General features: G+C 31.3%; 18 protein-coding genes. 2 read left to right on the forward strand and 16 right to left on the reverse strand.

The genetic code is table 11. The features are described 5' to 3' along the window. Window positions 1-26: 26 nt before the first annotated feature. The 7 genes from ACGLWY_RS16490 to ACGLWY_RS16520 all read right to left on the reverse strand — a co-directional run bounded on the left by ACGLWY_RS16490 (window position 27) and on the right by ACGLWY_RS16520 (window position 3,669). Window positions 27-329 (reverse strand): chaperone modulator CbpM, encoded by a 303-nt coding sequence (locus ACGLWY_RS16490; RefSeq protein WP_396620773.1) that lies wholly within the window; start codon window positions 327-329, stop codon window positions 27-29. Beyond that, a complete protein-coding gene (locus ACGLWY_RS16495) occupies window positions 329-1,222 on the reverse strand; it encodes a DnaJ C-terminal domain-containing protein (RefSeq protein WP_396620774.1) in 894 nt (297 codons plus the stop codon). The genes ACGLWY_RS16490 and ACGLWY_RS16495 overlap by 1 nt, the downstream gene beginning before the upstream one ends. Window positions 1,223-1,234: 12 nt before the next feature. Then, window positions 1,235-1,435 carry a hypothetical protein gene (locus ACGLWY_RS16500; protein ID WP_396620775.1) on the reverse strand — a complete coding sequence of 67 codons (201 nt, stop codon included), beginning with the start codon at window positions 1,433-1,435 and terminating at the stop codon, window positions 1,235-1,237. 1 nt (window position 1,436) lies between these two features. Next, a complete protein-coding gene (locus tag ACGLWY_RS16505) occupies window positions 1,437-1,889 on the reverse strand; it encodes a hypothetical protein (RefSeq protein ID WP_396620776.1) in 453 nt (150 codons plus the stop codon). Between the two features lie 87 nt (window positions 1,890-1,976). Then, window positions 1,977-2,651 carry an ABC transporter ATP-binding protein gene (locus tag ACGLWY_RS16510; RefSeq protein WP_396620777.1) on the reverse strand — a complete coding sequence of 225 codons (675 nt, stop codon included), beginning with the start codon at window positions 2,649-2,651 and terminating at the stop codon, window positions 1,977-1,979. 221 nt (window positions 2,652-2,872) lie between these two features. Further along, entirely contained in the window at window positions 2,873-3,154 is a 282-nt protein-coding gene (locus tag ACGLWY_RS16515; protein ID WP_396620778.1) for a heavy-metal-associated domain-containing protein, read from the reverse strand. A 107-nt stretch (window positions 3,155-3,261) separates the two neighbouring features. Beyond that, complete coding sequence (locus tag ACGLWY_RS16520) at window positions 3,262-3,669, reverse strand: HPP family protein (RefSeq protein ID WP_396620779.1); 408 nt, start codon at window positions 3,667-3,669, stop codon at window positions 3,262-3,264. Between the two features lie 261 nt (window positions 3,670-3,930). Here ACGLWY_RS16520 and ACGLWY_RS16525 point away from each other — a divergent pair, with 261 nt between their 5' ends. Together ACGLWY_RS16525 and ACGLWY_RS16530 are read left to right on the forward strand one after the other, a co-directional pair. Beyond that, complete coding sequence (locus ACGLWY_RS16525; protein WP_396620780.1) at window positions 3,931-4,320, forward strand: hypothetical protein; 390 nt, start codon at window positions 3,931-3,933, stop codon at window positions 4,318-4,320. Next, window positions 4,304-6,007, forward strand: a complete 1,704-nt coding sequence (locus ACGLWY_RS16530; protein WP_396620781.1) for an ABC1 kinase family protein — start codon at window positions 4,304-4,306, stop codon at window positions 6,005-6,007. The genes ACGLWY_RS16525 and ACGLWY_RS16530 overlap by 17 nt, the downstream gene beginning before the upstream one ends. A 79-nt stretch (window positions 6,008-6,086) precedes the next feature. Here ACGLWY_RS16530 and ACGLWY_RS16535 read toward each other — a convergent pair whose 3' ends face one another. The 9 genes from ACGLWY_RS16535 to ACGLWY_RS16575 form a co-directional block, all read right to left on the reverse strand. After that, a complete protein-coding gene (locus ACGLWY_RS16535) occupies window positions 6,087-6,686 on the reverse strand; it encodes a hypothetical protein (protein ID WP_396620782.1) in 600 nt (199 codons plus the stop codon). A gap of 659 nt (window positions 6,687-7,345) precedes the next feature. Then, window positions 7,346-8,608, reverse strand: a complete 1,263-nt coding sequence (locus ACGLWY_RS16540) for an ABC transporter permease (RefSeq protein WP_396620844.1) — start codon at window positions 8,606-8,608, stop codon at window positions 7,346-7,348. Beyond that, entirely contained in the window at window positions 8,605-9,678 is a 1,074-nt protein-coding gene (locus ACGLWY_RS16545; RefSeq protein ID WP_396620783.1) for an efflux RND transporter periplasmic adaptor subunit, read from the reverse strand. Before ACGLWY_RS16545 ends, ACGLWY_RS16540 begins: the two co-directional genes overlap by 4 nt. 10 nt (window positions 9,679-9,688) lie before the next feature. Beyond that, a complete protein-coding gene (locus ACGLWY_RS16550) occupies window positions 9,689-10,774 on the reverse strand; it encodes a site-2 protease family protein (RefSeq protein WP_396620784.1) in 1,086 nt (361 codons plus the stop codon). 13 nt (window positions 10,775-10,787) lie between these two features. Beyond that, a complete protein-coding gene (locus ACGLWY_RS16555) occupies window positions 10,788-11,396 on the reverse strand; it encodes a WG repeat-containing protein (protein ID WP_396620785.1) in 609 nt (202 codons plus the stop codon). Between the two features lie 358 nt (window positions 11,397-11,754). After that, a complete protein-coding gene (trxA, locus tag ACGLWY_RS16560) occupies window positions 11,755-12,054 on the reverse strand; it encodes a thioredoxin (protein WP_396620786.1) in 300 nt (99 codons plus the stop codon). Then, the gene (locus tag ACGLWY_RS16565; protein ID WP_396620787.1) at window positions 12,044-12,442 is read right to left on the reverse strand and encodes a DUF302 domain-containing protein; all 399 of its coding nucleotides are present in this window, start codon (window positions 12,440-12,442) and stop codon (window positions 12,044-12,046) included. Before ACGLWY_RS16565 ends, trxA begins: the two co-directional genes overlap by 11 nt. Window positions 12,443-12,444: 2 nt before the next feature. Further along, window positions 12,445-12,843 (reverse strand): hypothetical protein, encoded by a 399-nt coding sequence (locus ACGLWY_RS16570; RefSeq protein WP_396620788.1) that lies wholly within the window; start codon window positions 12,841-12,843, stop codon window positions 12,445-12,447. A 353-nt stretch (window positions 12,844-13,196) separates the two neighbouring features. Then, a complete protein-coding gene (locus tag ACGLWY_RS16575; RefSeq protein WP_396620789.1) occupies window positions 13,197-13,400 on the reverse strand; it encodes a dodecin family protein in 204 nt (67 codons plus the stop codon). Between the last annotated feature and the right edge of the window lie 223 nt (window positions 13,401-13,623).

A 13,623-nucleotide genomic window follows, 5' to 3' on the forward strand; every position in this document is an offset into this window, starting at 1 on the left:
TATCATATTAATGAACAGCGAAGACGCTAATTAGAGGGAGGTTCATAAAGATTGAGTCTATTTTTTAATTCTTTAAGTTCACTTTGTAAACTATCAATGGTGTTGAGTAAATTTGAAACGACATGAATACCTTCAATATTGATATTCAAATCATAATGAAATGTTATGAGTTTTTCAATAACGTTAATTTGTGTTGTGTTTATATGTTGTATTTCTTTTATGGTTACTATCTCAATTAGTTCATAGTCATGTAATGAATTGATGAACGATTCAGGTACGTTATAGCACTCACAAATTTGTTTAATCGATATAAAATTTTTAGTGTCCATTATGCTCTCAATTTAGCCAATTCATAAAATAATTCTTTTTCTCTAACCGAAAGCTTTGTTGGTATAGTAATATTGAACGTGATGTATAAATCTCCAAATTGACCTTCATTTCTATATTTAGGAAACCCTTTACCTGTCAGTTTTACTTGTGTGCCGTTTTTTGTTTCTGGTTTTATAATGAGTTTAACTTTGCCATCAAAAGTATTCACCATCATCTCTCCTCCTAAAATGGCTTTGTATAAATCTAAATCGACGGTTGTATAAAGATTATCTTTATTTCTTTTAAAAGGCGTATTGTTTTGTATCGTAAATTGAATATATAAGTCTCCATTGGGTCCACCATTGACACCGGGACCACCGTGTCCTTTTATTTTTATAACCTGACCATTTTCTACTCCAGCAGGAATTGTTATTCGGATGTGTTTGTTATTAACGGTTAAAGTTCGTTTATGTGAGGTATAAACATCTTTTAAATTGAGATGGAGTTCTGCATTAAAATCCTGCCCCTTAAACTTAATTTGTCCTCTATTTCCTCTTTGGGACCCAAACATACTCTCAAAAAAATCCGAAAAATCACTGCCTCCAAAATCGCTTTCAGAAAAACCACCTCTCGTTTGATACTGGGGTCTTTGCTGCTGCCGTTGTCTTGTTTGTTCGTAAGCTTCACTATGTTGCCAATGTTCTCCGTAATCGTCATATTTTTTACGATTTTCAGCATTACTTAATACCTCGTTAGCTTCGTTAACTTCCTTAAATTTTCGTTCTGCCTCTTTATCATTTGGGTTTAAATCAGGATGGTATTTGCGCGCTAATTTGCGATAGGCCTTTTTAATATCTTGTTCAGAAGCTGTTTTTGGTAACCCTAAAATTTTATAATAGTCAATGAAAGCCATTTAGTTGTTTTTTTATGTTTTACTATAATGTGTAATAAGTTGTTTTAGACTGTCAAGATAATCTTGCATAACGGTGTCTGTAATTTGTGGATGGTTTGGTGATGTTATGGTAACAGGAAGTTCTTCCAAAAAAACATAGAGTTCTGGGTAATCAAATTTTATGGTATTTGTCAATTTTGTAATTTCTTCAATGATATGATTTGATTTTTCCATGTTAATTGAATTTCCAGAAATATTGTGACTTTTCTTCTTCCAAAATGTTTTTTAACATAGAAAAAGCCAATAACCTGATTATTTTTACTGTTTCTATATACTGTGTGCAATCATCTTCAAAGAGTTCATAGTTATTCCTTAATATATGTGTATCATATTTGTGAGGTTCATCAATTAGATGTGTCAGGTGTTTGGTAAAAACTGGCGTCTGTTTGAGTAAAATTTCACATTGTATAATAGATATCTGAATGTCATTTTGTAAATCCCTAAATTCGTTAGTTCCTTCATATAATAACAATTTTACAAAATGGACCTCTATCAACTGTTGAAGAAATTTCAAATCATTATTATAAAATATTAAATCACTTTCCCAGTTTTTTGTGAGCGCCAAAAGGTCATCCAAACTAGCTTCTTGAATAAAATTATCTTTTGGTCTGTATCTGAAATTATCCATGACCTTATTTTTGTAAACTTCTTCTAAGATAGACTATATCGCATGTATTATCAATGACGAATATCATCTAAAGGTTTAAAAAACAGCTTAAGAAATTATTTTGCCATCCTCCATTGTGATGATTCTATTGGTGCGTTTGGCAAAATCCTCATCATGTGTAACAATCAATAGAGATAAGCCTACTTCTTCACTCAATTTCTTGAAGATGCTAAAAACATTTTCTGAATTATGACTATCTAGATTCCCGGTAGGTTCATCGCCCATAATAATTGTTGGATTGTTGATCAAAGCTCTAGCAATAGCGACCCGTTGTTTTTCACCACCAGAAATCTGTGAAGCTTTCTTATGTGCTAATTTTTCAATATTTAATATGCCCAATTTTTCCATGGCATCATGTTCAATTTCCTGATGTGTCTTTTCTGCCAATTTCTTTGCAGGCAACATCACATTTTCCAACACCGAAAATTCTGATAGCAAATAATGAAACTGAAATACAAAACCAATATGTTTATTGCGTATGTATGATAATTTATCACGACTTTGACCGGTTATTAATTCACTGTTCAAGTATAATTCGCCTTCATAGTCTGTATCCATTGTAGAAAGAATATATAATAATGTTGATTTCCCACAACCAGATTTGCCCATAATGGAAACAAATTCGCCAGCTTCAATTTCAAAACTAATATCATTAAGAACCTGAAATTCCACAGGCTTCCTAAAGTATTTGTTGATATGTTTTGCTTCTAATATATGTGCCATTTTATTGTCCTCTTATGATGGTTACTGGATCTATTTTCTTGGCTTTTTTGGAAGGAAGGTAACCAACCAAAAATATGGAAATCATTGCAAATGAAAAACCGATTATAAAAAATAGTAGATTGATGTTTACGGGATATATAGTAACCATTGGTAATACTGCTGTTTTGTTTAAACTCAGAAATATGAATCTATGGCAGTATTTTTTATTGACCCCAAGGCCATTATTGGGGTTTTAATTTTTTAATTCTGCCTGTAACACAGTTCATATACGATTTTGCTTTTTTATTTAAACTATTTTTTTCGCCAAATGGCGGATATCCAATTTTAGATAATAGGCGTTTTACTTCTTCAATATCTGCTTTGGTTTCATATTCAAATGTAACAGTGGCATATTGTAGTTTGATTGCTATGTTAGTAATATGTTTTAGTGCAGAAAGCCTATTTATAATAGTTGATACACAATCACTACATTTCAAATTTTGTATATATAGAGTGGTTTTCATAATCTTTATGTTAGAAATATGGTTCTTTAAAAAATGAAATGATAATTATCAGTCCTACTGAATATCGTTGAAAATTTCAGGAATTTATTAGCGTCATTCTTGAGATATTATGATGTTTTATTTAAATAATAATTAATAATATCGGCAGTAGAAACAATACCCACTAATTTATCATTCTCTAAAATAGGAACAGCATGATAATATTGAGCAGACAAAACTTTTGCGACATCCTCAACTTTCGCACTAGTAGTTAAATAAAATGGTTTTTGGGTCATTATGTCTCTGACTTTTAGTTTTTTATAAATCTCATGGTCGTCATTAATCCCAGCTCCAACGATATTGTACATAAAGTCTATTAGACTGACCATGCCCACCAGTTTTTCATTTTCTAAAACAGGAATGTGATGATGCCATCTTTTTTTCTCATAAATATGCTTCACATCTAAAATATTTTGCTCTGGAGAAACAGAAACCACATCCTTGGTCATTACAGTTGTTATTGAATCGGATTTCATAGGTTTTATAATTAATTGTTGTTGTTTCTAAATAACTTAAAATTAAAGTATTAATGCCATATCTAACATGATTTAAATCATGTTAAATAATCCCATTAGTTGATACCTTTAGTACTGTTTAGGATAAATTATAAGGTTATGAAATTGCCATATTACCGCTAAAAAAATATATGGAATAATCATGAGAATAGTATTCACACATACAAGAATGATTATAAAGGATGTTCCATCCGACAATTAAAAATCAATAAATATAAACAGATGAAAACTAAAACAATTTTGGAGTTGCTCACATTAAGTTCTAGCATTTATGTTTTAGCAAGAGACACTCACTTTTTGGAAAAAATAAATGAATTTTCAGAAAAAAGTAAGGAAAATATCAATAAAGCAATGTCCGAATCGCAATTAGACGAAAATGGAAACGAATTAGAGTTTATGGATAAAATTATTTTAAAAGCCCATGAGCTAAAAGAAGAACTAGATGAGAAAATAGAAGAGTTGGTTATTAAGTTTTATAAAAAAATAAATGTAGCTCATCTGGACGAAATTAAAGCTTTAAATGAAAAAATAGGAAAGCTGGAGAATTCTGTAGCATTGTTGGAAGCAAGACTCAATAAATTGGAAGCAAAACAAAATGGGGCTTATAATTGATATTATAAAATGGTTTAAATCTATCTCAAGATATAACCAAATTCTAAGAGTCTTAATAAAATATGGCTTTGAGGATTTGGTGCAATATCTTGAGGAAAACAAGCACTATACATACATCCAAAAAATAATTCCAAATTCCACAAAAAAACGTGTAGAAAAGTATAGCAAATGGGCAAAAATGAGATTGGTTTGCGAAGAACTAGGTCCGACTTTCGTGAAATTCGGTCAAATTTTAAGCAACAGACCGGATTTAGTGCCATTAGAATTAACTTTTGAGTTGGAAAAACTTCAAGATAATGTACCACCAATGTCTGAAAGTGCAGCTAAAGCTGTCGTTGAAATAGAATTAAAAGATAAAGTAGAAAACCTATTTGCTTGGTTTGAACCAACCCCTTTTGCATCGGCATCTATGGCTCAGGTACATAAAGTAACATTGCATTCTGGAAAACGGGTCGCTTTAAAAATACAACGTGCTGGAATTTACGATATTATTATTGAGGATATTAAAGTTATGTATAGAATTGCCCACCTTTTAGAAAAAAGAATACCGTCTCTAAAAAGCTTTGACCCTGTTGGGTTAGTTAAAAATTTTGAGGCTTCTATATTAAAGGAATTAGATTTTATACATGAATCCATTAATGTACAACGATTTTATAATAATTTGGAAAAAGATGGTTCTTTCGAACAATTTGCTCAAGCACCTAGAGTATATCAAGAATTTACTACAACAAAAGTTTTAGCGTTAGAGTTTATTTCAGGAATTAAAATCGATAGAATTGAAGAGCTGAAATCAAAACAAATAGACACCAAAGTTATTGCTAGAAGATTGGCTATTAGCTATTTTAAACAAATTTTTGAATATGGTTTCTTTCATGCCGATCCTCATCCTGGAAATTTGCTGGTATTGCCCAATAATCGTATTTGTTATCTGGATTTTGGTATGATGGGAAGTATGTTACCCAGAGATATATCGATTTTTGGAAAGCTGTTTTTAGCTATTACCAATAAAGATGTTAAAAAAATAATTAGAGCCTTGCAACAACTTTCAAATAATGCGCCGATTTTAAATAGGAGGGATTTAGAGTTTGACATTAATGAATTTGTAGAGAAATATTATGTAAGAGATTTGCATGAAAATGAAATGAGTACTATTTTATTGGAAATCAAGGATATTATAATTACCCATGGTTTAAAAGTCCCTACTTATTTTTTTCTTTTTGCAAGATCTTTAGTTACCATTGAAGGGGTTATTGAAAAGTTGGATCCTGATTTAGAGCAATTTGAAATCGTTAAACCCTATTTAAAAGATAGTGCTACAAAAAAATACAGCCCATTAATAATTGGAAAAAAAATTGTTAATTCAATTGTAGAGCTAGCAGATTATATGGAAGAGTTTCCATTAGATTTAAAGAATGCTATACGCAAAATAAACTCTGGTCAAATAAAAGTAGATTTAACCCATAAAGGTATAGATCCCATGGTTCATACGCTTCAAAGAATTACAAAGCAATTAATTACGGCTTTTATTATGGTGGCTCTCATAGTTGGAGCGTCCTTGTTTGTAATATTTGAAATTCAACCCCTTTGGAAAGGCATTTCAATGTTAGGTATTTCTAGTTTTATAATAGCAGTAATTTTAGGGTTTGGCATGCTATCAAATATAAAGAAAGGTGATTATGATTATTGAACTATGTGTAGGTTATCCTCATTTAATACAAAAAAAAAGAACAATAAATATTGCTCTTTTTATCTAAAAGTATAACGGCTTAGGGTTTAGAAAATGCTCTTTTAAAATGGTCGAAAGCTTCAGATATTTCATTCTGAAAATGCTCCAGTTTGGTTTCTTCTTTTTTCTTAGTATACTTAGCTTTAAATTTATCAATAAAAGAGTTAAAGTCTTTTTTACTTTTTTCAAATGAATCTTTAGTTTCAGACTTATCTTTATTAAATTTTTGTTCTAAAATCTCTAGCTGAATTTTAAATTGTTCTATTTCAATAAGCGTTAATGCATACATTCTATTTAAAGTTTCGTTGGTTTTAATTTTAACTTCAATGTCATGTATTGTTGAAAGCAATTGCTTTTTTTGTTTTTTAAAAACGTCTTTAGTCTCTGCCTTTCCTAAAGCCAATTGTACGCGAAGTTCATCAAATTTGGTATGGAGCTCATCAATTTTTTCTTTTACTCCTTTGATTTTAAATTCGCTGTCATGTATAAATTGATTAAATTTCTTTTTAACCTCTTCATACTTGTCATGAGCTTCAGCCTTTCCTAAAGCAGCTTTCACTTGAAATTCCTCTAATTCCTTAGCCGATTTTCTAAGTGCGTCTATGACTTTATCCACAAAATGAATCTCCTTGTTTTTCATGATTATTAGATTTATGATGTTATTTAGAGACTGTCTAAGTTTTATCCTCAGGTACTTTTGTGTGCCTTTTCCGTTATACTTTAGCTATTTTTCGATCCGTAGCTATGTACCTCTCCCTCGCGGCAGCCTGGCTCCTTCGCTAAAAAGGTCTCCCAGACCTTTTTTATACGCTCGGCCCTGTCTGACGAAAAAATACACTATAAAATATTCCAAAAACAAAATTTTGACAGTCTCTAAATATCTTAACAAAAGAGAATTTGTACAATGATAACCATCAGTTTTCAATGAACTCATCTTGACTTTTTATTTTTAACCGAAAATGAGATAAAATTTGTACAGATAAGGCACTTTTAGCAAGACATAGCATCGCTATGCATAAAAAAAGTAACGAAATATGGATAAATTTTAGCCATTCCTGTCTGCCGGCAGGCAGGTTTTAGGAAATAGAAAAAGTCAAGATGAGTTCAATATGTATCTGTAAAGAATAACACATTAATAGTACCATATTCTCTTTATGTTCAATAACAACCAACGACTACTATATGATTTTGGTTATTTTATATGTAATGATGTTATCATAATTTTAAATATTGGAACGCCTGTTTTTTATGCTAAAATCAATCCAAGTATAGCTGTTTTCATAGAATCCGTACACGCATTTACTGCCCTCTTATGATGGTTACTGGATCTATTTTCTTGGCTTTTTTTGAAGGAAGGTAACCAGCCAAAAATGTGGAAACCATTGCAAATGAAAAACCGATTATAAAGAATAGTGGATTGATATTTACGGGATAGGTAGTAACCGTTGGTAATGCGGCTGTTTTAAAAGGAAGGGAGTCAATTAAATTTGCCAGTCCGTAGCCAATAAGCAGTCCTAAAATGCCACCTAAAAACCCAATAATCATCGCTTGGCTCATAAAGATATACTGTACATCTTTTCCCGAAAAACCGGTGGCTTTCAAGATGGCAATGTCATTCATTTTTTCGTAAATAAGCATATTTAAAATATTATAAATACCAAATCCAGCAACGATAAGCAAGGTTATGGAAACCGCATAGGTAATAAGGTTTCTAATGGTAGTTCCTGTTTCAAATTGTGCATTTGCCGTTTTAATATCCACTGCTGTTAAGTTGAATTGTTGTTCAATTTTTTTTGACATTGGAAATGCCAAATCTATATCTTTTAATTTAACATGGATGTCTGTGATGTAATTCTCAGCTTCACCCAAAATGCGTTGAACAGTTTTGAGATTGGCGAAACTTTGGATGGCATCAATATCAGCAATACCACTTTGATAAAATCCAACTATTTTTAATGGAAATGCATCGCCATTAATAGTGTTTATCTGAACGCGATCGCCAACGGATAGCGACATCTTTTCAGCTATACCAATTCCAAGTAAAATCCCATTATCGGTGATGTCCAAGGCTTCGGGTGAACCTTCTACAATATAATCTTTCAAATTGAATAGATTGGCTTCGTCCATGACATGAATGCCTGTGAGGTTGCCACCAATTTCGATGGAACCTGCCATATAAAAGATGGAGGTTTTAATCTGTGGAAGTGCACCTCTAACATTTGGATCGTCTTCTAAATACTGAATGATTGGTAATGCATTGTGAATCTTTTTTTGACTTAACTTAGGTTTTATGGAATGCACCACATTAAAACTATTATCGAATTTGTCATAAAGATCCAATGGCTGTTTCTTGGAAGGCTTAATCTCGTTATAAATATGAATATGTGGTGTTTGATTCAATATCAAATCATCTAGCATGTTATTCAAACCAGTCATAAAACAAACTAAAGTAATATAGGAACCAATACCAAAAGTAACGCCCAATGCAGCAATGGAAGTTTGTCTGATCTTGGTTATCAAGTGGGTTTTGGCAATATTTAGAATAACCTTCCAGTTCATTATTGTGTTGGTTTATAGATATGGGTGTTTTCGGTAATCCCATCGGTAATCTCTATATATTCCATGCTATGTAAACCTGTTTTAACTTTTACAATACCTTTGTCTGTCTCCACTTTATCGCCTTCTATCAAATAATCTTTTGGGATGGTCAATACCTGTTCTTTTGTGGCTATAATGATGCTGGCTTCCCCAGAAAGTCCTGGATATAAAACCTCAGGCTGCTTATCAAATCCTGCTTCAACTTTAAAGGTTTGATTGCGCTCATCTTTTTTGGGATATATCTTTGAGACTTTTCCTTTAAAAACGTTACTATTATAGGCGTCTAAATGAATTAAAACGTCTTGATTTAGTTTAATGTTTACAATATCCACTTCATCTACTAACATTTCAATAATAAAATTAGAAGCGCTACCAATAGCGGCAAGAGGTTCCATGGTATTTACTATTTCACCAGGTTCTTTGTAAAGTGCATATACTTTACCATCAATCTTACTTTTTACCGTAAAATCCTTAGTACTTATCAATGCTGTTTGATACTTGTTTTCTGATTGTTTTACAGTGGTTTGTAATTCGTTTTTTGTTCTCTCATAATTATTTTGAAGGGTTAGCAGATTGTTTTTTGAGAGTTCGTAATTCAGTTTTTTGGTGTCGTATTCTAATTTAGATCCAATCTTTTGTTCCCAAAGGTTTTTTTGTCTGAAATAGTTAATGGAATCGTTCTTGAATTTAAGATTAGCAGCATTTATTTGATCTAGAATACCGCTTAAAACAGCCGCTGTTCCATAGTAATTCTCTTTAGCTAATTCCAAAGCCAATTTGGCATTTTGTGCATTAAGTTTAGGGGTATTATTTATGATTTGTATAATAGCTTGATCTTTTAAAACGACATCACCTTCTTCAACTAGATTAGCATCTAAAATACCAGAAACTATAGCATAAGCTTGGTATAAGCTATCAGGTTGAATGGTTACTGAAGAATATACCGACTCGGTTAAAGGTCTTTTTGTAGGAAGTATTCTGTCCTTTTTTTTAGAACAAGACGATATGATAAAAAAAATACTTAGGAATAGCATGCGGTTCATATCAACTAGATAATTTGGCTTGTAATAAAATATATTCGTTTAGGTTTGTGGCATCAATAACACCAACAAGCTTTTCTTTTTTTAGAACGGGTATAAATGATTTTTTTTCAGAAAAAACAATATGATAAATGTCATTGAGATCATCAGTATTTTTGACGGTTTTAAAAGTTGTTTCCATAATATCTTTTACCAATATATTTTTATTGGAGTTTTCAATGATATTTTTATGGTATAAAATGCCTTTAATTTCATGGTCTTTAATAACGACAAAATTATTTTCGGTACCTGAAATGATTTTGTTTACAACCAAATCTATAGAATCGTCTGGATTAAAAGTAGTCATGTTAATGATCATAGCTTCTTCAACACTATGTCCTTTAAGTAACTCCAGATGTTGAACTATTTGGTTTTCACCATAAGCACCTAAAAAAATAAAAAAGGCAATAATGATTAAAAATGGATTGAATAATAAACCTATAAATAAAAAAAGTATGGCTATAAATTGCCCTATACTCGATGCGATCTGTGTTGCTTTAACACGATTCGTTTTCATAGCTAAAAGGGCTCTTAGGATGCGACCTCCATCCATAGGAAATGCTGGAATCAGGTTAAAAACTACCAAACCAATATTGACTAAATATAAATAAAATAAAAAACTTTGAAACGTATAATTGGTAAGTGATTCAAAGGTTTCTGTTAAATTTAAGTGCATAAACATATCAACAGGAACAATAAAATAGAGAAAAATAGCAATAAAGACATTTACTAAAGGTCCAGCCAGCGTAACCAAAAGTTCTTGCTTTGGTGATTCTGGTAGGCGCTCTAAACTCGCCATGCCACCAATGGGGAGTAATGTTATTTTTCTAGTATTTATACCAAAGCGTTTGGCGGTTAAAGCATGTCCAAACTCATGTAAAACTACACATGCAAAAACAGCCAATACCAGTGCCACATTAAATGAAATACTTTCGGTAGTACCGCCACGATTTAATTCGCTTAAAACTATCCAGGCAATTAAAAAAAAGAATGTCCAATGCACTATTATTTTAATACCTGAAATACTGCCTAGATGAAGATTTGCTTTCATTGAAAATAGATTTTTAGTTGTTTACTACTACTATTTTCCATTTCTTGTTTTCAGTGATAACAGCATACAAGTAATCAGATATTCTTTTTGATGTTATTTCTGGTGGTGGTGTTCTCAGAAATTTTTTGTCTAAAACGATATGGGTTCCTTGTGGGTTTAAATAATGTTCAATATTCCCATAAATATCTATAACAACTTCATAATATCTATAGTTGACGACATTTTTACCCAAGACATTATTGGTTCCTAGTTTTTCCTTAATAACATCTAATACAATGGCTTTATTGTTATTAAAGTTCAAAGCATTTAAAAATTTGGGGGCAATTACTGTTTTACCTGTTTCATCAATGTATCCAAAGTATGTAATGCCATTTTTGTTTTCAGAAATTAGGCATCGGTTATTTTTAAAAACGGGGTATTTATAACCATCGACTTCAGTTAGAACTAAATCATCTCGAAAATCTATAACAATAGCGCCTTTTTCATTTATAAATCCCCAAGAATCACCTTTTTTAACAGCTGCTATGTCATCTTTAAAAGGTGCTATAAAATCTAACTGCTCTGTTATTTGTGCATACGCAACAACAGGAATGATAAGAAGTATAATTAGTAATTTTTTCATGACTGAATATTTTATAATAAATCCTAAGTTAGCATTTGTACTTCTATTATAAAATGATATTGATCATGATAAATTACTTCCTTATTTAACGTGAGTTCGATGTAATGAAATCTGATATCCAGGTATTTAAATAGTTGATAAATAAAAAACGATATCGTTACAAAATCCTTGATTCAGGTTGATAAACATCCCTATAATTTTTAATTGTTTAACCGTGTAATCGTTGAATCGTGTATCACAAACTTCATCGATACATCAAGCTCTAAACTTTTAACTTAACTCTGAACTCAAAACTTTGTCCTTCTAACATCTAACTTCGTTAAAATTTATATTGAACTCAGGTTATTTAAGAACGTTATTAACTATGACTATTTATGATATTGATGATGTCATTTTTCTGCAATACACCGGATTGTCTCCATAATTGTTTGCCGTTCTTAAACAAAAGGATGGTAGGAACACCCCTCACTTGGTATTGTGCAGCCAATGTCTGATTTTTATCGACATCAATCTTAACAATTTTGACTTTATCACCAAGTTCTGTCTTCACGTCTTTTAAAATAGGTGACAACATTTTGCATGGACCACACCAATCGGCAAAAAAATCGACAAGGACTGGAATGTTAGAATCGATAATACTGCTAAAATTACTTTTCATCTTTTAGGTTTTTAATGACATTCTTTAGTTTGTCCGTAACTTCATTGGCAATAGCTTTCAATGCTTGGTTTTTTATCGCTTGCATGGATTGAATGGGATTGACCACCGCCACCTCAATAGTTCCATTGCTGAGTTCTTGTACAATGACATTACAAGGCAACATCGTACCAACTTTATTTTCTACTTGAAGTGCTTTGTAAGCGAACTGCGGATTGCAAGCACCAAGGATTTTATATCTATTAAAATCGACATCCAGCTTTTTCTTTAAAGTCTGTTGGAGGTCTATTTGTGTAAGCACACCAAAGCCCTCTTTTTGAAGTAATGCTGTTGTTTTGTCTACGATGTTATCAAAATCACCTTTAATAACTGTACTAAAATAATAGCTCATGGTTATTTTTTATTTAATTCGATATTTAGTTTAGCTAAAAGCATTAATTCCGATTTGTTTTTTCCAGAAAAACTTTCTGCAATAGCGTTTGCCGTTTTAAGAATCAATCGGTTTACATTTTTTGTAAAAAGGTGTTTCTGCTCTTTTTTATAGGCTATAAAATCATCATAACAGGCTTTAATATTAAGTTCGACATCCTGGGTTTGGGATAACCAATCAAAAACAATTTCTATCTGGTAGGCAGCATCCGTTCCAAATTTGTCTTCGATGTCATCAACATCCAGCCATTCTTTTTTAACAAGCTCCTTGAGTTTGTTTATTTCTGCTTCATGAACTTTGTTGTCAGCTGCAGCCATGGCATAAAATAATTTACCCAAATTCTGATAAAATTTTAAGGTCATGTGCTTTTTAGATGTCATTTTAATGGTATTGCTTTATACAAAATTAAAGAATAGCATATTTTTTTATATGATATATATCATGAACTCATTTTAAAGCTACTGTACTTTGCGATTCATTTTAACACAAAACCTTTCCAGAGCGTATAACATAGAAAGGGTTTGAACAAAAGGATTTTTGACAGAGACTGTTTAAACTTTATTTTTGGAATGTTTTATAGGGTATTTTTTTGTCAGATGAAGGTATTTTGAGATTCATAGCCATAGCTATGGGCCGAAAAATAGCTAAAGTATGACGGAAAAAGGCACATAAAAGAGCCAAAGGATAAAATTTAAACAGTCTCTTAGATAGTCTCTTAATCTTGTACGCTAAATGTTACCTTGGCATTGACCCTATATTCGGTAATTTGATTTTCTTTTACACAAACCTGCATGTCCTTAACATAAACAGATTTAATTCCTTTGACGCTTTTTGAGGCTTCAGCAACAATGTTTTTGATAGCATCTTCAAAATTGATTTGTGAATTGCCTAAAATTTCAATGACTTTTAATACTCCCATGATTTTATAATTTATAAATTAATACATCTAAAATTAGTAAATGAACGTCACGTTTATAATGATATATATCATGACGCTTATTTCCTGTTAATTTGTTATTATTATTGAAATAATACCATGATAATTAGTACAATAAGTTTTATCTTTATGAACTCATCTTGATTTTTTGTGTTTAACCGAAAATGAGATAAAATTTGAACAGATGGGGCACTTTTTGAAAGGC

The organism is Mariniflexile sp. HMF6888, from assembly GCF_044335535.1.
Taxonomy (GTDB): Bacteria; Bacteroidota; Bacteroidia; order Flavobacteriales; family Flavobacteriaceae; genus Mariniflexile.